This is a genomic window from Pseudomonas sp. AC016, from assembly GCF_979253365.1.
Genome location: NZ_CEEDCC010000001.1, coordinates 3,186,322 through 3,207,431, shown reverse-complemented (window position 1 = coordinate 3,207,431; position 21,110 = coordinate 3,186,322). Strand labels below are relative to the sequence as shown.

At 60.5% G+C, this 21,110-nt stretch carries 22 protein-coding genes; 10 read left to right on the top strand and 12 right to left on the bottom strand.

Going from position 1 to position 21,110, the window contains the following annotated elements:
- Positions 1-40: 40 nt before the first annotated feature.
- From rsmB to def, 3 genes are all read right to left on the bottom strand, one after another.
- Positions 41-1,351: a 16S rRNA (cytosine(967)-C(5))-methyltransferase RsmB gene (rsmB, locus tag AC0IXS_RS14590; protein WP_122667979.1), complete on the bottom strand. Its 1,311-nt coding sequence runs from the start codon at positions 1,349-1,351 to the stop codon at positions 41-43.
- A complete protein-coding gene (gene fmt / locus AC0IXS_RS14585; protein ID WP_191953890.1) occupies positions 1,348-2,292 on the bottom strand; it encodes a methionyl-tRNA formyltransferase in 945 nt (314 codons plus the stop codon). Before fmt ends, rsmB begins: the two co-directional genes overlap by 4 nt.
- Before the next feature lie 62 nt (positions 2,293-2,354).
- Positions 2,355-2,861 carry a peptide deformylase gene (gene def, locus AC0IXS_RS14580; RefSeq protein ID WP_004882476.1) on the bottom strand — a complete coding sequence of 169 codons (507 nt, stop codon included), beginning with the start codon at positions 2,859-2,861 and terminating at the stop codon, positions 2,355-2,357.
- A gap of 123 nt (positions 2,862-2,984) precedes the next feature.
- Here def and AC0IXS_RS14575 point away from each other — a divergent pair, with 123 nt between their 5' ends.
- The 3 genes from AC0IXS_RS14575 to tsaC all read left to right on the top strand — a co-directional run bounded on the left by AC0IXS_RS14575 (position 2,985) and on the right by tsaC (position 5,841).
- Entirely contained in the window at positions 2,985-4,010 is a 1,026-nt protein-coding gene (locus AC0IXS_RS14575) for a LysM peptidoglycan-binding domain-containing protein (RefSeq protein WP_122436749.1), read from the top strand.
- A 123-nt stretch (positions 4,011-4,133) separates the two neighbouring features.
- Positions 4,134-5,246: a DNA-processing protein DprA gene (gene dprA, locus AC0IXS_RS14570; RefSeq protein ID WP_088236338.1), complete on the top strand. Its 1,113-nt coding sequence runs from the start codon at positions 4,134-4,136 to the stop codon at positions 5,244-5,246.
- Positions 5,247-5,283: 37 nt separating this feature from the next.
- On the top strand, positions 5,284-5,841 hold the full coding sequence (gene tsaC, locus AC0IXS_RS14565) for an L-threonylcarbamoyladenylate synthase type 1 TsaC (RefSeq protein ID WP_004882479.1): 558 nt from the start codon (positions 5,284-5,286) through the stop codon (positions 5,839-5,841).
- 24 nt (positions 5,842-5,865) lie between these two features.
- On the opposite strand, the gene AC0IXS_RS14560 is transcribed toward tsaC, so the two are convergent.
- A complete protein-coding gene (locus AC0IXS_RS14560) occupies positions 5,866-6,843 on the bottom strand; it encodes an NADPH:quinone reductase (protein WP_088234251.1) in 978 nt (325 codons plus the stop codon).
- A gap of 168 nt (positions 6,844-7,011) precedes the next feature.
- On the opposite strand from AC0IXS_RS14560, the gene hemF reads away from it, so the two are divergent.
- Both hemF and aroE read left to right on the top strand, forming a co-directional pair.
- Positions 7,012-7,926 carry an oxygen-dependent coproporphyrinogen oxidase gene (hemF, locus tag AC0IXS_RS14555; RefSeq protein ID WP_025996505.1) on the top strand — a complete coding sequence of 305 codons (915 nt, stop codon included), beginning with the start codon at positions 7,012-7,014 and terminating at the stop codon, positions 7,924-7,926.
- Between the two features lie 241 nt (positions 7,927-8,167).
- Positions 8,168-8,989 (top strand): shikimate dehydrogenase, encoded by an 822-nt coding sequence (gene aroE, locus AC0IXS_RS14550; RefSeq protein ID WP_122667977.1) that lies wholly within the window; start codon positions 8,168-8,170, stop codon positions 8,987-8,989.
- A gap of 30 nt (positions 8,990-9,019) precedes the next feature.
- Here the strand turns inward: aroE and AC0IXS_RS14545 are convergent, their stop codons facing one another.
- The 4 genes from AC0IXS_RS14545 to betC all read right to left on the bottom strand — a co-directional run bounded on the left by AC0IXS_RS14545 (position 9,020) and on the right by betC (position 13,970).
- On the bottom strand, positions 9,020-10,588 hold the full coding sequence (locus tag AC0IXS_RS14545) for a SulP family inorganic anion transporter (RefSeq protein ID WP_096767815.1): 1,569 nt from the start codon (positions 10,586-10,588) through the stop codon (positions 9,020-9,022).
- Between the two features lie 436 nt (positions 10,589-11,024).
- A complete protein-coding gene (locus tag AC0IXS_RS14540) occupies positions 11,025-11,342 on the bottom strand; it encodes a hypothetical protein (protein ID WP_122667975.1) in 318 nt (105 codons plus the stop codon).
- Positions 11,343-11,499: 157 nt separating this feature from the next.
- Complete coding sequence (locus AC0IXS_RS14535) at positions 11,500-12,426, bottom strand: choline ABC transporter substrate-binding protein (protein ID WP_122667974.1); 927 nt, start codon at positions 12,424-12,426, stop codon at positions 11,500-11,502.
- A 38-nt stretch (positions 12,427-12,464) separates the two neighbouring features.
- Positions 12,465-13,970, bottom strand: a complete 1,506-nt coding sequence (betC, locus tag AC0IXS_RS14530) for a choline-sulfatase (protein WP_471824961.1) — start codon at positions 13,968-13,970, stop codon at positions 12,465-12,467.
- 114 nt (positions 13,971-14,084) lie between these two features.
- Here betC and AC0IXS_RS14525 point away from each other — a divergent pair, with 114 nt between their 5' ends.
- Both AC0IXS_RS14525 and AC0IXS_RS14520 read left to right on the top strand, forming a co-directional pair.
- Positions 14,085-15,035, top strand: coding sequence for a choline sulfate utilization transcriptional regulator (locus AC0IXS_RS14525; RefSeq protein ID WP_471824960.1), 951 nt, complete (start codon positions 14,085-14,087; stop codon positions 15,033-15,035).
- Between the two features lie 288 nt (positions 15,036-15,323).
- Positions 15,324-16,148, top strand: a complete 825-nt coding sequence (locus AC0IXS_RS14520; RefSeq protein WP_471824958.1) for an alpha/beta fold hydrolase — start codon at positions 15,324-15,326, stop codon at positions 16,146-16,148.
- A gap of 167 nt (positions 16,149-16,315) precedes the next feature.
- On the opposite strand, the gene AC0IXS_RS14515 is transcribed toward AC0IXS_RS14520, so the two are convergent.
- The 3 genes from AC0IXS_RS14515 to trpB all read right to left on the bottom strand — a co-directional run bounded on the left by AC0IXS_RS14515 (position 16,316) and on the right by trpB (position 18,957).
- Positions 16,316-16,789: an anti-virulence regulator CigR family protein gene (locus tag AC0IXS_RS14515; RefSeq protein WP_449117592.1), complete on the bottom strand. Its 474-nt coding sequence runs from the start codon at positions 16,787-16,789 to the stop codon at positions 16,316-16,318.
- 123 nt (positions 16,790-16,912) lie between these two features.
- On the bottom strand, positions 16,913-17,731 hold the full coding sequence (gene trpA, locus AC0IXS_RS14510) for a tryptophan synthase subunit alpha (protein ID WP_057409868.1): 819 nt from the start codon (positions 17,729-17,731) through the stop codon (positions 16,913-16,915).
- Positions 17,728-18,957: a tryptophan synthase subunit beta gene (trpB, locus tag AC0IXS_RS14505; RefSeq protein ID WP_004882491.1), complete on the bottom strand. Its 1,230-nt coding sequence runs from the start codon at positions 18,955-18,957 to the stop codon at positions 17,728-17,730. The genes trpA and trpB overlap by 4 nt, the downstream gene beginning before the upstream one ends.
- A 79-nt stretch (positions 18,958-19,036) precedes the next feature.
- On the opposite strand from trpB, the gene AC0IXS_RS14500 reads away from it, so the two are divergent.
- Positions 19,037-19,993 carry a LysR family transcriptional regulator gene (locus AC0IXS_RS14500; RefSeq protein ID WP_471824955.1) on the top strand — a complete coding sequence of 319 codons (957 nt, stop codon included), beginning with the start codon at positions 19,037-19,039 and terminating at the stop codon, positions 19,991-19,993.
- Here the strand turns inward: AC0IXS_RS14500 and AC0IXS_RS14495 are convergent, their stop codons facing one another.
- Entirely contained in the window at positions 19,994-20,320 is a 327-nt protein-coding gene (locus AC0IXS_RS14495; protein WP_004882493.1) for an ElaB/YgaM/YqjD family protein, read from the bottom strand. It abuts the gene before it with no gap.
- A gap of 166 nt (positions 20,321-20,486) precedes the next feature.
- On the opposite strand from AC0IXS_RS14495, the gene AC0IXS_RS14490 reads away from it, so the two are divergent.
- Together AC0IXS_RS14490 and AC0IXS_RS14485 are read left to right on the top strand one after the other, a co-directional pair.
- Complete coding sequence (locus AC0IXS_RS14490) at positions 20,487-20,705, top strand: dodecin (RefSeq protein WP_004882494.1); 219 nt, start codon at positions 20,487-20,489, stop codon at positions 20,703-20,705.
- Positions 20,706-20,852: 147 nt separating this feature from the next.
- Positions 20,853-21,077, top strand: coding sequence for a DUF1161 domain-containing protein (locus AC0IXS_RS14485; RefSeq protein WP_004882495.1), 225 nt, complete (start codon positions 20,853-20,855; stop codon positions 21,075-21,077).
- The last annotated feature ends 33 nt before the right edge of the window (positions 21,078-21,110 follow it).

Genomic DNA, 21,110 nt, shown 5'->3' with positions numbered 1-21,110 from the left:
ACTCCGTGGAAATTCCTGGGCACTGTTGCCCGTTGCATCTTCAAGCCCGCGTTGCGGCGATCTTGATCAGTTTGGCGTAGTAGAAACCATCATGACCGCCCTGCTGGGCCAGCAACTGGCGACCATGCGGCTGCTTGATACCCGCGTCACTGGCGATGTCCAGTTCCCTTGCCCCTGAAGTACGGGCCAGAAAGGCTTCGACCACTTCGGTATTTTCCGTTGGCAATGTCGAGCAGGTCGCGTAGATCAGCATGCCGCCCACCTCAAGCGTAGGCCACAGGGCGTCTAGCAGCTCGCCTTGCAGTGTCGCGAGCGCGACGATGTCGTCTGGCTGACGCGTCAACTTGATGTCCGGATGGCGACGAATCACGCCGGTTGCCGAACAGGGCGCGTCTAGCAGGATGCGCTGGAACGGCTTGCCGTCCCACCACTGCGCGGTTTCCCGTGCATCGGCGGCGATCAATTCGGCATCCAGACCGAGGCGGTCGAGATTCTCGCGAACACGCACCAGACGCTTGGCCTCCAGATCTACGGCGACCACGCCGTTCAACTGCGGCTGGACTTCCAGCAGGTGACAGGTTTTGCCGCCCGGAGCACAGCAGGCGTCGAGCACGCGTTGGCCGGGCGCGAGTTCCAGCAGGTCGGCGGCCAGTTGCGCTGCTTCGTCCTGAACGCTGATCCAGCCTTCGGCAAAACCGGGCAGTGAACGCACATCACAGGGCTCGGCCAGCACGATGCCGTCCTGACTGAACGTGCAGGCGCTGGCTTCAAGGCCTGCTGCCTTCAACAACTCAAGGTATTGATCGCGGCTGTGGTGGCGACGATTGACGCGCAGGATCATCGGCGGATGCGCATTGTTGGCGGCGCAGATTGCTTCCCAGTGCTCGGGCCATGCCGCTTTGAGGGCTTTCTGCAGCCAGCGCGGGTGAGCGGTGCGGACGACGGGATCGTGTTCCAGCTCGATCAGCAGCGCCTCGCCTTCGCGCTGGGCGTTGCGCAATACCGCGTTGAGCAGACCTTTGGCCCATGGCTTTTTCAGCTTGTCGGCGCAGCCCACGGTTTCGCCAATGGCGGCATGAGCAGGTATGCGGCTGTAGAACAGTTGATACAGGCCGACCAGCAGCAAGGCTTCGACGTCAGCGTCGGCAGCCTTGAACGGCTTTTGCAGCAGTTTGGCCGCGAGCGCCGACAGACGTGGCTGCCAGCGTGCGGTGCCGAATGCCAGATCCTGAGTCAGGCCGCGATCACGCAACTCGACCTTGTCCAGTTGGGTGGGCAGCGAGCTGTTGAGCGATGCCTTGCCGCTGAGTACGGCAGCCAGAGCCTTGGCGGCGGCCAGACGCGGGTTCATTGACCCAGCACCGTGCCAACGGCGAATTTCTCGCGACGGCTGTTGAACAGATCCGTGAAGCTCAACGGCTTGCCGCCCGGCAGTTGCAAGCGAGTCAGGCGCAGGGCGTTCTCGCCGCAGGCGACGATCAGGCCTTCCTTGCTGGCGCTCAGAATCGTGCCTGGTGCGCCCTGCCCTTCGGCCAGATAGGCGGCCAGGACTTTCAGCGCTTCGCTGTTCAACGTGCTGTGACAGATCGGCCATGGATTGAATGCACGCACCAGACGCTCCAGCTCATCGGCCGGACGGGTCCAGTCGATACGCGCTTCGTCCTTGTTCAGTTTGTGGGCGTAGTTGGCCAGGCTGTCGTCCTGAACCTCGCCGATCAGCGAACCGTCTGCCAGACCGGCAATGGCTTGCAACACCGCAGGCGGGCCAAGCTCAGCCAGACGATCATGCAGCGTGCCGCCGGTATCCTGCGCCGTAATCGGCGTGACGGCCTTGAGCAGCATGGGGCCTGTGTCGAGACCGGCCTCCATGCGCATCACCGTCACGCCACTTTCGGCATCACCCGCCTGAACGGCGCGCTGGATAGGCGCGGCACCGCGCCAGCGTGGCAGCAGCGAAGCATGGCTGTTGATGCAGCCCAGACGCGGGATATCCAGCACCACCTGCGGCAGGATCAGGCCGTAGGCGACCACCACCATCAGGTCCGGCTTGAGGGCCGCCAGTTCTGCCTGAGCTTCGGGGGCTCGCAGCGTCGGTGGCTGCATGACGGGCACGTTGTGCTCGAGCGCCAGCTGCTTGACCGGGCTGGGCATCAGTTTTTGTCCGCGACCGGCCGGGCGATCAGGCTGGGTGTAGACCGCAACGATCCGATGAGGGCTGTCGAGCAGGGCCTTGAGGTGTTCGGCGGCGAATTCCGGAGTGCCGGCGAAGACGATGCGCAGTGGCTCAGTCATGGACTTTCTCGTTCTGAAAAAAGAAAAAGGCCTTCGACAGGCCTTTTCGGGGTGATGACGGATCAGGCGTTGAGCTTGTGCTGCTTTTCCAGCTTCTTCTTGATCCGGTCACGCTTGAGGTTGGAGAGGTAGTCGACGAACAGCTTGCCGTTCAGGTGATCGCACTCGTGCTGAATGCAGATCGCCAACAGACCTTCAGCCACCAGTTCGTAAGGCTCGCCATCGCGGCCCAGCGCCTTGACGCGAACCTTCTGCGGACGGTCGACGTTCTCGTAGAAACCGGGCACCGACAGGCAGCCTTCCTGATACTGATCCATTTCATCGGTCAGCATTTCGATTTCAGGGTTGATGAACACGCGGGGTTCGCTGCGATCTTCGCTCAGGTCCATGACGACCACACGCTTGTGGACGTTGACCTGGGTCGCTGCCAGCCCGATGCCTGGCGCTTCGTACATGGTTTCAAACATGTCGTCGACCAACTGGCGAATGCCGTCGTCTACTATCGCCACAGGTTTGGCGATGGTGCGCAGGCGCGAATCGGGAAATTCGAGGATGTTTAAAATAGCCATATACGTAAGAGCTGCACTGTTAAGGTAAAGTCAATGTCGGCTGCGGGCTCGGACGTCAAAGCGGGCAGCCCATGATGGGACTCTATTGTTCACGCGAGGCAACATGATAAAGGGATTCACCGCATGAGGAAATCACTACTCGCCTTGCTGCTGTTGACCGCCAGCGGTCTTGTCCAGGCGCAGGTGCAACTCAGGGAAGGCCATCCGCAGAGTTATACCGTCGCCACAGGCGATACGCTCTGGGATATTTCCGGCAAGTTTTTGCGTGAACCGTGGAAATGGCGTGAGATCTGGCGCGCCAACCCGCAGGTGCGTGACCCCGACCTGATCTATCCGGGCGACACGCTGTCGCTCTCCTACGTTGATGGCCAGCCACGTGTGACGCTGAACCGGGGGGAATCCCGCGGCACGATCAAATTGTCACCGCGTGTGCGCAGCACGCCCGTGGTCGAAGCGATCCCCAGCATCCCGCTGGGCGCTATCAACGCCTTTTTGATCAGCAACCGGATCGTCGACAACGCCGAGCAATTCCAGCAGGCCCCTTACATTGTTGCCGGTAACGCCGAGCGCGTGCTCAGCGGCAGTGGCGACCGGGTTTACGCACGCGGCACGCTGGATCCGGCCCATACCGTTTACGGCATTTTCCGTCAGGGCAAGGTCTACACCGACCCGGACACTGACGAGGTGCTGGGCATCAACGCCGACGACATCGGCGGCGGCGAAGTCGTGGCCACCGAGGGCGATGTCTCCACTCTGATGCTTCAGCGCTCGACGCAGGAAGTGAGGCTGGGCGACCGCCTGTTTGCCAGCGAAGAGCGCGCGATCAACTCGACTTTCATGCCCAGCGCTCCACAGACTCCTGTTGAAGGATTGATTCTGGATGTGCCTCGCGGCGTGACCCAGATTGGCGTCATGGATGTGGTCACGCTGAACCGAGGGCGGCGCGACGGTCTGACCGAAGGCAACGTGCTGGCGATCTACAAGACCGGCGAAAAGGTACGTGACCGGGTAACCGGCGAGTCGGTGAAGATCCCGGACGAGCGGTCGGGGCTGCTGATGGTGTTCCGCACCTACGACAAGCTTAGTTACGCCTTGGTCCTGCACGCAAACCGATCTTTGGCCATTATGGACAAGGTCCGTAACCCATAGCGCCATGTTGCAGTTTTGATACGGAATTTTCCTGAGAGGCGCTCACTTATCAAATTGTTGTCAACAGAGTTATCCACAGGTTTGTGCACTGCTTGAGGTGCACAATTGATCAAGGACGATCTCATGCCGCTGTTCGAAAAAGCCGTTCCGTCTCCTTCGGAACTGGAAGCGCGTCTTCGCTTGCATCGCTTGCCAGAGGTCGGGCTGAAACGCTTCTCCCGCCTCATTGATGCCTTCGGCAGTGCTTCAGCGGCACTCGCTGCACCGGCCAGCGCATGGCGGGCACTGGGTCTTCCTACCGCCAGCGCAGAGGCTCGCCGCGACCCGTCGGTACGCGACGGTGCAAGCGCTGCATTGGCCTGGCTGGAGCGTCCCGGCCAGCATTTACTGATGTGGGACGACCCTGGCTACCCCGCCCTGCTGGCGCAGATCGCTGATCCACCGCCTCTGCTGTTCATTGTTGGAGACCCTTCGATCCTTGATCGCCCGCAGTTGGGAATGGTCGGCAGTCGGCGCGCGTCCAGACCAGGGCTGGACACCGCCGCCGCGTTTGCCCGAAGTCTGGCCGGCGCCGGTTTTGTGATCACCAGCGGTCTGGCACGTGGCATCGACGGTGCCGCGCATCAGGGCGCGCTGGATGTCGGAGGCCTTACAATCGGCGTCCTGGGCACGGGACTCGAAAAACTTTATCCACAGCAGCATCGGACACTCGCCGCGCAGATGGCCGCGCAGGGCGGCGCGGTGATTTCCGAGTTCCCGTTGGACGCGGGACCGCAGCCCAGCAACTTTCCGAGGCGCAACCGGATCATCAGCGGCTTGTCCCTTGGCGTGCTGGTTGTCGAAGCCAGTGTCGCCAGCGGCTCGCTGATCACGGCACGTCTTGCGGCGGAACATGGACGCGAGGTTTATGCGATTCCGGGCTCGATCCATCACCCAGGTGCCAAAGGCTGTCACCAGTTGATTCGGGATGGCGCGACACTGGTCGAAACGGTCGATCACATTCTGGAAGGCTTGCAGCACTGGCATGTGACCGCACCCGACACCGCTGAGTCTGCCTCGCTCCCCGTTTGCGATCATCCCCTGCTCGATTTGCTGCATGCGGCTCCTCACACCAGCGAAGGCTTATCGGTATCGATCGGTTGGCCGCTGCCCAAGGTGCTGGCAGCCCTGACCGAGCTGGAACTCGATGGACGGATCAGCAGTGAAGCCGGACGATGGTTCGCCAGAGCGCCCTGAGGTTAAACTGCCGCCAGGATTTCGTGGAGAGATGACAATGGTCAGCAGTTGGCGTGTGCAACAAGCCGCTCGTGATATTCGAGCCGGAGCGGTCATCGCCTACCCGACCGAAGCTGTCTGGGGGCTGGGGTGCGACCCGTGGGACGAAGAGGCGGTCTATCGCCTGCTGGCAATCAAGTCACGGCCTGTGGAAAAAGGCCTGATTCTGATCGCCGACAACATTCGCCAGTTCGACTTTCTGTTCGAGGACTTTCCCGAGCTGTGGCTGGACCGTATGGCCAGCACCTGGCCCGGCCCCAACACCTGGCTGGTTCCCCATCAGAATCTGTTGCCGGAGTGGATCACTGGTATTCATGAGACTGTCGCCTTGCGCGTGACGGATCACCCTACGGTGCGTGAGCTGTGTGCGCTGGTCGGTCCGTTGATCTCCACGTCCGCCAACCCTGCGGGTAGGCCTGCTGCCAAGTCGCGGCTGCGCGTTGAGCAGTATTTCCGTGGCCAGATCGATCTGGTGCTCGGCGGCAGCCTGGGCGGCCGCCGAAACCCCAGCGTGATTCGCGATATTGCGACAGCGCAGGTCGTTCGCGCAGGCTGAGCCAGGCGCGAACGGAGGCACGCTTCACGGGATCAGAATGGTCGATCCCGTGGTGCGACGGGCAGACAGCTCAATGTGCGCCTGGGCCGCATCAGCAAGCGCGTACTGCTTGATCTCGCCAACCTTCAGTTTGCCGCTGGCGAGCATGTCGAACAGTTCGTCGGCCATGGTCTGGAGGTTTTGCGCGTTGTTGGCGTAGCTTCCCAGCGTCGGGCGCGTGACGTAGAGCGAGCCCTTCTGCGAGAGGATGCCCAGGTTCACCCCGGAGACCGCTCCCGAGGCATTGCCGAAGCTCACCATCAGACCGCGCGGTGCGACGCAATCCAGCGACGTCAGCCAGGTGTCCTTGCCTACGCCGTCGTAGACCACCGGGCATTTCTGGCCATCGGTCAGTTCCAGTACCCGTTTGGCAACGTCTTCATGACTGTAATCAATGGTTTCCCAGGCGCCCAGCGCTTTGGCGTGCGCTGCTTTCTCCGGCGTGCTGACGGTGCCGATCAGTTTTGCGCCCAGCGCCTTGGCCCACTGGCAGGCCAGCGAGCCCACGCCGCCAGCGGCTGCATGGAACAGAATGATCTCGCCCGGTTTGACCTGATACGTCTGGCGCAGCAGGTATTGAACGGTCAGTCCCTTGAGTATCACGGCGGCGGCCTGTTCGAAGCTGATCGCGTCGGGCAGCTTCACCAGATTGGCTTCAGGCAGCGCATGAACATCGCTGTAACTGCCGAGCGGTCCGGTGCCGTAGGCAACCCGGTCACCGACCGCAAAGCGCGTCACTTCATCGCCCACGGCCTCGACCACGCCTGCCCCTTCGGTGCCCAAGCCGGATGGCAATTCGGGCGCGGGGTACAGACCACTGCGGTAGTAGGTATCAATGAAGTTCAGGCCGATGGCCTTGTTGCGCACAAGCACTTCCTTCGGACCGAGCGCTTCGGGCTCGAAGTCGATGTATTCAAGTACCTCGGGTCCTCCGACGGTGCTGAACTGGATACGCTTTGCCATTGTTCTCTCCATGATGATTAAACTGACTGCAAAGCGCCTATCCAACTCCTTCCCCAGACCCTCGTCAACTGCCACGCCCGCCCGCCGATGGTATGCTACGCGCCAATTTGCCTGCGCCGCTTGTGTTCCATGGGCTCAGCCGTTTGAAGTCAGCCGTAAGGGATCGCCATGAGTACCCGTACCGAGGCCGTGAAGGCTTACCTGCTCGACCTGCAGGATCGCATCTGTACTGCGCTTGAGCAGGAAGATGGCAACGCGCACTTCGTTGAAGACGCATGGACTCGCCCGGCAGGCGGCGGTGGCCGTACGCGGGTGGTCGAGAACGGCGCGGTCATCGAGAAAGGCGGCGTGAATTTTTCCCACGTGTTCGGCAGCAACCTGCCGCCTTCGGCGAGCGCGCATCGTCCCGAACTGGCCGGGCGTGGTTTCGAGGCCTTGGGGGTGTCGCTGGTCATCCATCCGCACAATCCGCATGTGCCGACGTCGCACGCCAACGTACGATTTTTCATCGCCGAGAAAGAAGGCGAAGAGGCGGTCTGGTGGTTCGGTGGCGGCTTCGACCTGACGCCCTACTACGGCGTCGAAGAAGACTGCATTCACTGGCACCGGGTTGCCGAGCGGGCCTGTGCGCCGTTTGGCGAAGACGTCTACCCGCGCTACAAGGCCTGGTGCGACAGCTACTTCCACCTCAAGCACCGCGATGAACCGCGCGGGATTGGCGGTCTGTTCTTCGATGATGTGAACCAGTGGGATTTCGACACCAGCTTTGCGTTCATCCGGGCGATTGGCGATGCGTTCATCAACGCCTATCTGCCGATCGTGCGTCGCCGCAAGGCCAATGCCTACACCGTGCAGCAGCGTGAGTTTCAGGAGTTCCGCCGTGGGCGCTATGTGGAATTCAACCTGGTGTACGACCGCGGCACGCTGTTCGGTCTGCAATCCGGCGGTCGTACCGAGTCAATCCTGATGTCGTTGCCGCCGCAAGTGCGCTGGGGCTACGACTGGAAAGCCGCGCCGGGCAGCGAAGAGGCCCGCCTGACCGAGTACTTCCTGACGGATCGGGACTGGCTGGCCGACGAGTGATTGCATAGTGCAGTGAGTGAAAGACTGTGGAATATGCCTCTTTTTCTCTGACATAGCGGTGTCTGGCAGCAAACAGAAAATGTGTGAGGCGGCTTGCCGGCGATGCAATCTTCAGGCGCCCCTTCAGTGACTGACACGACGCCTTCGCCGGCAAGCCGCCTCCCACGTCAGACAGCGTTTCTTCAGCAGGCTGAACGTCGTTTGCCAGACCGAGCGCTGCGATACATCAACAGGAACTCCAATGGATCAGTACGTCGTCTTCGGTAATCCCATCGGCCACAGCAAGTCGCCGCTGATTCATCGTCTGTTTGCCGAGCAGACCGGGCAGGCGCTTGACTATCAGGCGTCGCTCGCACCGCTGGACGATTTCACTGCGTTTGCCCAGGCTTTTTTTCAGCAGGGACGTGGCGCCAATGTCACGGTGCCGTTCAAGGAAGAAGCCTTTCGCCTTGCCGACCGTCTGACCGAGCGTGCCCAGCGCGCAGGTGCGGTCAATACGCTGAGCAAGCGGGATGACGGCTCCGTGCTGGGGGACAACACTGACGGCGCCGGTCTGGTGCGGGATCTGACCATCAATTGCGGCGTCAGTCTTCGCGGGCAGCGCATTCTGCTGCTGGGCGCGGGGGGGGCCGTCCGTGGCGCGCTTGAACCGTTGCTTGCACAACAGCCGCTGGCGCTGGTAATCGCCAATCGCACGGTGGAAAAAGCCGAAAGACTGGCTCAGGAATTCGCGGACCTGGGCCCGGTGTTTGCCAGCAGTTTCGACTGGCTTCAGGAGTCCGTGGACGTGATCATCAACGCCACCTCCGCCAGCCTTGCCGGTGAATTGCCGCCGATCTCGCCCAGCCTGATCGAGTCGGGCAAGACCTTCTGCTACGACATGATGTACGGCAAGGAGCCTACGGCATTCTGCCGCTGGGCCACTGAGCAGGGCGCTGCGCAGTCGGTCGATGGCCTGGGGATGCTCGTCGAACAGGCTGCCGAAGCCTTTCTGCTATGGCGCGGTGTCCGTCCGGATTCAGCGCCGGTGCTGGCTGAGTTGCGCAGGCAGTTGGCGAGCTGACGCACGTAATGATCCCGACACTGATCGACTTCAATCCTCAAACACAATCGGGCATTGATCAGCCCCTTCCAGCTTGTGCAGTTCCTCGATCACTTGCGGTCTTGCGTGGCGCAGCACCAGCGCCCTGCCCTGTCTGTTCAGTCGACGCGCTTCCTGATGCAGCATTTCAACGCCCGAGTAATCGATGAAGTTGATCTGTTGCGCTTCGATCACCACGCGCTGACCCTGGGTGCGTTGCAGGCGGGTCTGCAGGTAGTGGCTGGCACCGAAGAAGATTGAGCCGCCGACCCGCAGAATGTCCTCGTCACCTTCACGCAGTTGCTGCACGCGAGGTTGTGAAGTGCGTTTGAGGTAGAAGAATAGCGACGCCAGCACGCCCGCATAAATCGCGGTCTGCAGCTCCAACAGCAACGTGGCCAGACAGGTCAGCGCCATCACGAAAAACTCCGAGCGGCTGACCCGGAACAACGCGGTGATGCCACGACGATCAATCAGTCCCCAGCAGATCAGCAGAATGGACGCCGCCATGCTGGGGATCGGGATATGCGCGATCACTGAGGCTCCGGCAACCGCAAACAACGCGACCCACAACGCTGAAAACACTCCGGCCAAAGGCGAGCGGGCACCGGCTTCGTAGTTGAGTGCCGCGCGGGTGAACGAGCCTGCCGACAGATAGCCCGAGAACAGCGGACCGATCATGTTCGACAGACCCTGTGCCCGAACTTCCTGGTTGGCGTTGAGCATCTGTTGCGAGCGCGTCGACAGCGAGCGGGCAATCGACAGGCTATTGACCAGCCCGAGCATGCCGACTGCCACGGCCGTCGGCAGCAGTTTGAGGATCAACTCGGCATCCAGCGGCAGAGGGGCGAAGGGTGACAGGCTTCCGGCAAAGGCGCTGACCAGCCTGACGTGGCCGAACATTGCAGGCCACAACCAGACCAGCAGGCTGCTCGCGACCAGCGCGATCAACAGCGTGGGCCAGCGTGGCACCAGCGATTTCAGCACGATGCCCAGCGTCAGCGTCATCAGGCCCAGCGCGAGCGACACCGTGTCAACCTCACCCCGGTGTTCCAGCAGCGCTGTGAGACTGTCGAGGGCTGTGGTCTGGCTAGGCAGGTCGATGCCCATCAGATTGGGCATCTGCCCCAACGCGATCACGACAGCAGCCCCCAGCGTGAATCCGATCACAACGGAGTGCGAGACGAAATTCACCAGCGCGCCAAAGCGCACCATGCCAAGCAACAACTGGAAGACCCCGGCAATGAACGTCAGCAACAGGATCAGGGTGATGTAGTCCTGACTGGCCGGAACCGCAAGCGGGCTGACGCTGGCGTACAGCACGATGGAGATGGCGGCGGTCGGGCCGCAGATCAGGTGCCACGAAGAGCCCCACAGGCAGGCGATGATCACCGGAACGATAGCGGCATACAGACCGTATTCGGGAGGCAGCCCGGCGATCAGCGCGTAGGCGATGGATTGCGGCAGGGCCAGAATGGCACCACTCAAGCCCACCAGCGCGTCACGTCCGACGCTGGCGCGGGTCTGCTGAGGAAGCCAGGCCAGAAAAGGCAGGAATTTATGGCGGTTGAGCCAGCGCATCGGTCCCTCGTGATTGGTGGGTTGCCGTCAGATTACACGTCTGTGGCTGCACCCGGTTGTGCCCATATCCTGTGTTCGTTTTCAGTGCATGACCGCGTAGCCTGTGGGATGCCTCACCAGGTCTTCGACGTATCGCTGTCGCGCAGCAAACTAGGTGGGAGCGGACCGGGCGGCGTTCCGCTTGTCCGCGAATGCAGTATTTCAGCCACCGCATATGCGTCGGATGTACTGGCCTTTCGCGGACAAGTCCGCTCCCACAAAATCCAGTTTCTTCAGTGGCTTAGAGGTTGTTTGATAAGAGCGGACTTGTCCGCGAATGCAGTATTTCAGCCACTGCATATGCGTCGGATGTACCGGCCTCTTCGCGGACAAGCGGAACGCCGCCCGGTCCGCTCCTACGTTTCATAAACCGTGGACGGGTAGCAACTGCCACACCCTAATTCATCACATAACACTTCGACGTCGCGACGTTCTGGTCCGAGCCCATTCCGGCGCCTTTGAGCATGCAGATGGCATAGTGTTTCTTGTTGAGCACCGTCACCACCGGGCCGTCCTGCGCAACGTATGAAGAAACCACGTGGGCGCCGTCATTGAGCATCTTCTCCAGCGAAACGTCGGTCGCCTCCAGCTTGGTCGGGACTTCCAGCGCGTTGCCCGGCACCTTGGCCCCGGTCTCTGGTGGCCAGCCCGCCGCCGAGGCAAAAGTCGTACTGAGGACAAACGCCAGCGACAGCGACATCAGTAATTTATTCATCAGTATTCTCCAGTTCTGCAGGTAAGTACTGCACGGCCCATGAGCGTTCATGGCATACAGCGACGACCGTGTTTAGCACGTACCCGCGCACGCTTAAGAAACGTGAGGAAAACTTAATCTGCCGCTGCCCGCCTTATGGCTCAGCGAAAACGCCTGCTTAAAGCTTCGCCTTCACCGCTGCCAACCCTTCCTTATCGTCGATGGTTTTCACCCCATCCAGCCATTTCTCCAGCACCGCCGGGTTGGCCTTGATCCACGCCGTGGCGGCCTGGTTATTGCTGACCTTCTTGTTCACCACATCGGCCATGATGGTGTTTTCCATGTCCAGGGTGAAGCTCAGGTTGGTCAGCAGCTTGCCCACGTTCGGGCAGGCTTCGGCGTAGCCTTTGCGGGTCAGGGTGAAGACCGAGCCGGTGTCACCGAAGTATTTCTCGCCGCCCTTGAGGTAATGCATGCCCTTGATCTGCACGTTCATCGGGTGTGGCGTCCAGCCCAGGAACACCACGAAGGACTTACGCTTCACGTTGCGATTGACCTCGGCCAGCATTGCCTGCTCGCTGGATTCCACCAGCTTCCAGCCACCCAGATCGAACTCGTTCTTCTTGATGATTTCCTGCAACGACAGGTTGGCGGGCGCGCCGGAGCCGATGCCGTAAATCTTTTTGCTGAACTTGTCGGCGAATTTGTTCAGGTCGGCAAAGGTGTGCACACCCGCGTCCCAGACGTAGTCAGGCACGGCCAGGGTAAATTCGGTGCCTTCCAGGTTTTTCGCCAGTTGCGTGACGTCACCGGTGGCCACGAATTTGTCGTAGAAGCCCTGCTGCGCCGGCATCCAGTTGCCGAGAAACACATCCAGCTGCCCGTCTTTCAGGCCACCGTAGGCAATCGGCACCGCCAGGGTGTCGATCTTGGTCTTGTAGCCCAGTCCTTCAAGCACAACGCTGGTAATTGCGTTCGTTGCTGCGATGTCGCTCCAGCCCGGATCGGCCATTCGGACCGTGCTGCAACTCGTCTCCGCAGCGTGAGCCGCGACACTGCCCAACGTCATGACACTGACCGCCAGTGCGGTGAATAGCTTTCTCATTCGGTTTACCCCTTTTGGTTTTTTTGGTGTGGGCAGTGTCAGGGTTGTGGATAACGTGCCTTGCGCTCCAGATCGTCCAGATCAATGTGGTTGCGCATGTATTGCTGACTGGCGTCGACCAGTGGCTGGTGATCCCAACTCTTCAGCTTGCCGGTTGCCAGCGATTTGGCGACGAAGCGCCGTCTGCGCTGGCTGGCGAGCACCTGATGGTGTATCGCCGGTATGTCCCATTTGGCCCGAGCCTCGGCCAGGAAGTCGTTGAACAGTTGCTGGTAATCAGGGGACTGGCTCAGGTCCTCCAGTTCCTTCGGATCGTTCTTCACATCGAACAGCAGGCAAGGATCCTGCTCCGAATAGATGAATTTGTAGGCGCCGCGGCGGATCATCATCAGCGGGCTCGTCGTGCCTTCGGCCATGTACTCGCCAAAGACTTCATCGTGACCGGCCTTGCCTTTCAGATGCGGCATCAGGGAGCGGCCGTCCAGGGGCAGGCCTTTGTCCAGCTTGCCGTTGGCCATGTCGACAAAGGTCGGCAACAGGTCGGCGGTGGACACTGATGCCTTCACGCGACGCGGTTTGAACTGGTCCGGCGCGTAGACCACCAGCGGCACGCGCGCAGCCATCTCGAACCAGTGCATTTTGTACCAGAGGCCCTTCTCGCCCAGCATGTCGCCGTGATCGCCGGAGAACACGACGATGGTGTCTTCGGCCAGTCCGACTTCAGACAGCGTCTGCATCAGTTTTCCGACGTTCAGATCGATGTAGCTGCAGGCGCCGAAGTACGCACGCCGCGCATCACGAATCTTGTGCGTCGGCATGGGCTTGTCCCACAAATCGTAGACCTTGAGCAGACGTTGCGAGTGCGGGTCCAGCGCGTTCTGGTTGGCGTGCAGGGGCGGCATCGGAATCTCGACGTCGTCGTACAGGTCCCAGAACGGTCGGGTGATGGTGTACGGATCGTGGGGATGAGTCATGGAGACCGTCAGGCAAAACGGCGCATTACCGTCTTCGCGAACATGGTCGTACAGGTACTGCTGGGCCTTGAAGACCACTTCTTCATCGAAATCCAGCTGGTTGGTGCGCACGCATGGCCCGGCTTGTAGTACCGACGACATGTTGTGATACCAGCTCGGGCGTACGTCCGGCTCGTCCCAGTTCACGGACCAGCCGTAATCCGCCGGGTAGATGTCGCTGGTCAGGCGCTCTTCGTAGCCGTGCAACTGGTCAGGGCCGCAGAAATGCATCTTGCCGGCCAGTGCAGTCTTATAGCCCTCGGCACGCAGGTAGTGAGCGTAGGTCGGAATGTCAGCCGGAAAGTCGGCGGCGTTGTCGTACGCACCGATCTTGCTGGGTAACTGGCCGCTGACCAGCGTGAACCGCGAGGGTGCGCACAGCGGGCTGTTGCAATACGCCGAATCGAACACAACGCCTTGAGCGGCAAGGCGGGACAGGTTCGGCATCAGAATCGGAGAGGGGGCGTAGAACGGCAACATTGGCGCGGCCATTTGATCGGCCATGATGAACAGAATATTTTTGCGCTTCATGTAATCGCGGCATCCCATAGTGAACAGTTATGCGAAAGTGCTGGTAACGAGAATGAAGGCCATAGTAGCTGTGGTAAAGCCCATATGAAGAAATACCTAGGATAAGCTGCGCTTATGTATGAATCCCTCGGTGAGCTGTCACTGGATCTGTTGCGCTCGTTCGAGGCGGCTGCGCGCTTGCGCAGCTTCACGGCAGCGGCCATCGAACTGGGCACCACGCAGCCCGCCGTCAGTCAGCAGATCAAGCGGCTTGAAGAGCAGTTGGTAACCCGATTGTTCGACCGCATCTACCGGGGCATCGAGTTGACCGAAGCGGGCGAGGTCCTGTTCAGTCACGTGCAGACCGGCCTGCAATCCATCGAGAGCGGTCTGGTGGCGATCACCGACCAGCGCCAGCATGAGGTGCTTCAGGTCGCCACGGATTTTGCCTTTGCGTCCTACTGGCTGATGCCCCGCCTGCACCGTTTTCACAAGCTCAACCCGGACGTGGACGTCAGCCTGGTGACCAGCGAGCGCACCCACAGCATGCTGCGCCCGGATATCGACGTCGCGGTGTTGTTTGGTGATGGGCGCTTCAAGCAGGGCGAAAGCCATTGGCTGTTCAGCGAAGAGGTGTTCCCTGTGTGCAGTCCGCAACTGACTGCGGGGCGAGCACTGCCGTTGCCCCATGACACCTTGCGTGAGTTTCCGCTGCTGCACTTGCGCGGTGAAAGCAACAACAACTGGTTCGACTGGGGCGGCGTATTTCGGGCGCTGGACATTCCTCAGTCACCGGCACCCGGACAATTGCGTTTCGACAATTACACGCTGTTGATCCAGGCCGCGATTGGCGGTCAGGGCGTGGCCATCGGCTGGCGGCATCTGGTCGATGATCTGCTCGAGCAAGGCCTGTTGTGCCGCCCTATCGCGGCTTCGGCGGTTTCCGGTTACGGGTATTACGTGGTGCTGCCCCAGCGCAAACGCCGTGTGCAGATCGTTCAGCAGTTCGTCGATTGGTTGGCCAGTGAACAGACGCTGAGCGGTGTTTCCCTGGCGGGCAGACCGTTACCTTCCATTGCAGTGTGATCGGATTATTTCCAGGTCAGGGAGGACCTCATGTCGGGTATTCAGGGAGTGTCTTCTAAGACTGACAAGCCTCACCCAGCCTCTCTTTGCATGATGCTATGTCGAACGACAGGCAAAATCAGCGGTGTAACATTGCCCCGCCAAAACGTGACCGACTGGTCCGTTGAAGTGCAGATCAGTGAAAAGTGATCATTCATTTGCCTGAATATCAGGCATCAGATGCAGTCGCAGCTCGGGTTTTCGGGCTTGCACTGAATGCTGAGAGACCAAGACAGAGGATCATGAGAGATGCCGGATTTAATCATCGAAGGCAAGAAGCTTCACTATTCTGATCAGGGCAGCGGGCCGGTTCTTTTACTCGGGCACAGCTATCTCTGGGACCGGAACATGTGGAGTGCGCAGATTGACCTTCTGGCCAGCCATTATCGTGTGATCGTGCCGGACCTTTGGGGGCATGGTGAATCCGGTGCGTTTCCTGACGGCACACGGAATCTGAGCGACTTCGCCCGCCACGCGCTGGCATTGCTCGACCACTTGAACATCAGACGCTGCACCATCATCGGCCTGTCAGTCGGAGGCATGTGGGGCGCAATCGCTGCGCTTTCCGCGCCTGAACGTATCAACGGGCTGGTGCTGATGGACACCTATCTGGGCAGTGAGTCGGAGGCCATGAGAGCTTACTACTTCTCTCTGCTCGACAAAGTGGAAGCTGCGGGTGCCTTTTCCGAACAGTTGCTGGACGTGGTGGTGCCGATCTTCTTCCGTCCCGGCATCGATCCACAGTCTCCTGTCTGCCAGAGACTGCGAACGGCGCTGGCGAGCATGAGCTCCGAGCAATTGCGCCAGACTGTTGTGCCGGTCGGTCGCATCATTTTCGGACGCGAGGACCGACTTGGGCTTCTGCATCAACTGGACGCCGACACCACCTTGATCATGTGCGGCGATGCCGACATTCCAAGGCCGCCAACGGAAACCCGCGAGATGGCTCGCCTGATTGGCTGCCCCTATGTGCTGGTGCCCGAGGCCGGGCATATCGCCAATCTGGAAAACCCGGAGTTTGTGTCAGGTGCTCTGATGGCGTTTCTGGCCGGGCTGCATCAGAGGACTGCGTAGTGTGTTTCCCACGTTGGAATGCGTCCCGCGTGGGATGCGGACTTGTCCGCGAAGACTTTGTTTCAGGCGCTGTATAGGGATCGGATGTACTGGCCTCTTCGTGGACAAGTCCACTCCCACTTTGCGTTCTCAGCTTGAGATGCAGAGTTGTCCATGAAGGTGCCGGATCAATTCAGCACGCCATCCAGAATCGCGTACACAATCCCTGTGCCGACGGCGATCAGCACGACATCGGTGCCCAGACGACGCCATTCATATCCCTCGTAATGCGGTAGATATTGCAGCGAGCGGCGGTCCAGTCGTTTGCCGTAACCCGGTGGCAATGGCCGGCCTTTGGCGATATGAATACCCGGCGGCAACGGCTGACCACGGCCAATGACGTCACGGTGTTGCTGGAACGTCTCGCGCACCGGTCCGAAGTCCTGAGGCGGGCCGCGACGATTGTCCTGATGGGCTGGGCCCGGACCTTTGCCGTTGCCGCGATTGCCGGGGCCGTCATTGTCGCGCGGGCCTTGCTGGTGACCGCCACGGTTGTCGTCCGGACCGTTGCCACGCTGATCGGGCGGCGCGGCCTGGAGCAGCTGACTGGCGCTGATCATCAGGATGCCCAAGCCTGTGATGATGCGGTTTGGCAGTTTCATGGAGGTGCTCCTCAGCACTACGCGATGCAGCAAAAAGGGGGTCATGACCTGGTCATGAACCCCTCGTGTCTTACTGCATGATAGAACCGCTGCTGGCGCTTTGATTCCTCTGTATCAGAAACTTTACCCTTGGCTGACGCGGGCGTTACGTACACCCTCGGCCAGCGCAGCGCACAAGGTCAGTACGCCATCGACGGCCTGCTCCGGCGATTCTGCGTTGGCAATCTGGTCGACCAGTGCCGAACCCACCACCACGCCGTCTGCCAGACGTGCAATGGCCGCTGCCTGTTCAGGGGTACGAATACCAAACCCGACGCTGATCGGCAGATCGGTATGACGACGCAGGCGTGCGATGGCCTCGGTCACGTGTTCAGTGGTCGCCGAACCTGCACCTGTTACACCTGCAACCGACACGTAGTAAACGAAGCCGGAGCTGCGTTCCAGCACGCGTGGCAGGCGCGCATCGTCGGTGGTCGGCGTGGTCAGACGAATGAAGTCGATGCCCGAAGCCTGTGCAGGCGTCGCCAGCTCGGCGTCGTGCTCAGGCGGCAGGTCGACGATGATCAGACCGTCTACGCCTGCTTCCTTCGCTTCAGCCACAAACGCTTCGACGCCAAACCGGTGGATCGGGTTGTAGTAACCCATCAGCACGATAGGCGTGGTCTGGTCGTCGACACGAAACTCGCGAACCATCTGCAGGGTTTTCGGCAGCGTCTGACCTGCATCCAGCGCACGCAGGGTCGCCAGCTGAATGGCAACGCCGTCGGCCATCGGATCGGTGAACGGCATGCCCAGTTCGATCACGTCGGCACCGGCAGCCGGCAGGCCTTTCAGGACTTTCAACGAGGTGTCATAGCCGGGATCGCCCGCAGTGACGAAGGTGACCAGCGCCGCACGACCTTCGGTTTTCAGCTGGGCGAAACGTTGTTCAAGGCGGCTCATACCAGCATCTCCTGAGTCTTTTCGGCAGCGGCCATGTGGCTCATGACGGTCTGCATGTCTTTGTCGCCGCGCCCGGACAGGCACACGACCATCAAGTGATCGTCGCGCAGGTTGGTGGCGCGCTTCATGGCTTCAGCCAGGGCGTGGGCGGTTTCCAGTGCCGGGATGATGCCTTCGAGCAGGCAGCACTGATGGAAAGCGTCCAGGGCTTCTTCATCGGTGATGCTGACGTATTCGACGCGCTTCACTTCGTGCAGGAAAGCGTGCTCGGGACCGATGCCCGGGTAGTCCAGACCTGCGGAAATGGAGTGGGCGTCGGTGATCTGCCCATCCTTGTCCTGCAGCAGGTAGGTGCGGTTACCGTGCAGCACGCCCGGTACACCACCGTTGAGGCTGGCCGCATGCTTGTCGGTCTCGACACCATGACCGCCCGCTTCCACACCGATGATTTCCACGCTGGCGTCATCCAGGAACGGGTGGAACAGGCCCATCGCGTTGGAACCGCCGCCAACACAGGCGACCAGACTGTCAGGCAGACGCCCTTCCTTCTCCAGCATCTGCTCTTTGGTTTCCTTGCCGATGATGGCCTGGAAATCACGCACCATCGCCGGGTACGGGTGTGGGCCAGCCACAGTACCGATAAGGTAGAAGGTGTCGTCGACGTTGGTTACCCAGTCACGCAGGGCTTCGTTCATGGCGTCTTTCAGGGTGCCGGTGCCGGAAGTGACCGGAACGATCTCGGCACCCAGCAGCCGCATGCGGAACACGTTGGCCTGCTGGCGCTCGATGTCGGTCGCACCCATGTAGATCACGCAAGGCAGACCGAAACGTGCAGCCACGGTTGCCGTGGCAACACCGTGCATGCCGGCGCCGGTTTCAGCGATCAGACGCTTCTTGCCCATGCGCTTGGCCAGCAGCACCTGGCCGATGCAGTTATTGATCTTGTGCGCGCCGGTGTGATTCAGCTCTTCGCGCTTGAAGTAGATCTTCGCGCCACCGCAGAACTCGGTCAGGCGTTCGGCGAAATACAGCGGGTTCGGACGGCCCACGTAATCGCGCTGGAAGTACGCCATCTCTTTGATGAATTCAGGGTCGGACTTGGCGGCTTCATACTCGCGGTTCAGGTCGAGAACCAGCGGCATGAGGGTTTCAGCGACGTAGCGGCCGCCGAACGAGCCGAACAGGCCGTTGGCGTCAGGGCCGTTGCGCAAATTGGTCTGGGTCATGAAGTGCTCCAGTGGGTGTATCGAACGAATGAGGTGAGCCGGTCTGGCAATGAGTCCACTTTAACCAGCGCACGCCCGGATGAAAACCGATAAGATCGCCACAACCTGTCAGGAAAACTCACAGATCATGAGCCGCGATCTTCCCCCGTTGAACGCCTTGCGTGCCTTTGAAAGCACGGCCCGGCTGGGCAGCGTCAGTCAGGCTGCCGAGCAATTGCACGTTACGCACGGCGCCGTCAGTCGTCAGTTGAAGCTTCTCGAAGAGCACCTCGGCGTCAATCTATTCAGCAAGGATGGACGCGGCCTGAAACTCACAGATGCGGGCATCCGGCTGCGTGACGCCAGTGGTGAAGCATTCGACCGGCTGCGCAGTGTCTGTGCCGAGCTGAGCCAGGGCAGCGCCGATGCGCCGTTCGTGCTCGGATGTTCCGGGAGCCTGCTGGCGCGCTGGTTCATTCCACGCCTGAGTCGCTTGAATGCGGAGTTGCCGGATCTGCGCCTGCACCTGTCGGCAGGCGAAGGCGATCTGGACCCGCGCCGTCCCGGACTGGACGCCCTGCTGGTGTTCGCCGAACCGCCCTGGCCTGCCGACATGCAGGTGTTCGAGCTGGCCAGCGAACGAATCGGCCCGGTACTGAGCCCACGCTTTGCGCGTTTCGAAAGCCTGTGCAATGCGCCCGCCGAAGCGCTGCTGGACGAACCCCTGCTGCAGACCACCTCGCGGCCGCAGGCATGGCCAAGCTGGGCGCAACACAACGGCATCGACCCGCAGTCATTGCGGTTCGGACAGGGTTTCGAGCATTTGTATTATTTGCTGGAGGCGGCCGTGGCAGGCCTTGGAATTGCGATTGCGCCCGAGCCGCTGGTGGTCGATGACCTCAGGGCCGGACGCCTGGTTGCGCCATGGGGTTTCAGTGAAACCCCGGCGCAACTGGCGTTATGGGTGCCCAGACGTGTGGCCGATGACCGTGCGCAGCAATTGGCTCAGTGGTTGAAAAATGAGCTGCTGCGGTCTGGAGACCCGATCAGAAACTGATCAGTTGCCGCGCTTGCACAGCAGGTAGGCTGCCAGCAGGCCGAGGGCACCCACAGCAACGCCTGCGGTGGTCCAAGGGTGTTCCTGAGCGTAGTCACGAGTGGCCAGCGCATTTTCACGGGTCTTCTCTTTGACGTCTTCGTAGACATCGCTGAGCAGGCTGCGCGAATGGCTCAGAGCACTTTCAGCATTGGCCTTGAGGTTTTTCAGGGTTTTGCGCGACTCGTCGGAAGCATCGGCTTTCAGGCCCTCGAGCGACTTCAAGAGACTCTCGATCTCCGCTTCCATACTCTGCAACGAGGCCTTGCGAAGTGAAGTACTAGCCATGGTGTTTCTCCTGCAATGGTGAGTGGGCGTGTGATGATTCCGACTGCGGGCTCATTGGAAAGTGCGATGCCATTTTGCAAAGTCTGAACTTTTACCTGCTTTTTCCTGACAGAAGTCTGGAGCGTTGGTTTTAACGACGTGTTCAAAGACCTTCAGGAGAACTGCCATGAGTGATCATCACACGTACAAGAAAGTCGAAATCGTCGGATCGTCCACCACCACCGTTGAAGACGCTATCCAGAACGCTTTGGCCGAAGCCAGCAAAAGCATCAAGAACCTTGAATGGTTCGAAGTGACCGAAACCCGCGGCCACATCGTGGACAACAACAAGGTTGGCCACTATCAGGTCACCTTGAAAGTGGGCTTTCGCATCGAACGCAGCTGATCGTCCTTGAACCTTTCGGCTGGCCGATTGCCATAACCTGCGCTACACACTGACATGAGCCATCATGGCTCACAGGTGGGCGTAGGGATGTTCAATGGGCGCCTGTTCCGATGGCGTCTGCATTTGGCCGGACGAAAGGGGATACCCATGAAGAAGATTTTGTTGGCAGTAGGTTTGTTGAGCATCGCGGGCACCGCCCTGGCGGCAGGCAAGCCATGTGAAGAGCTGAAAAGCGAAATCGACGCCAAGCTTCAGGCCAAGGGTGTTTCTTCCTACACGCTTGAAGTGGTCGAGAAAGGCAGTGCTGCTGATCTGCAAGTGGTGGGCACCTGCGAAGGTGGCGCCAAGGAAATCGTTTACAAGCGCGGTTGATAGTCAGGCCGGCTCGATGTAAATCCAGCCCGT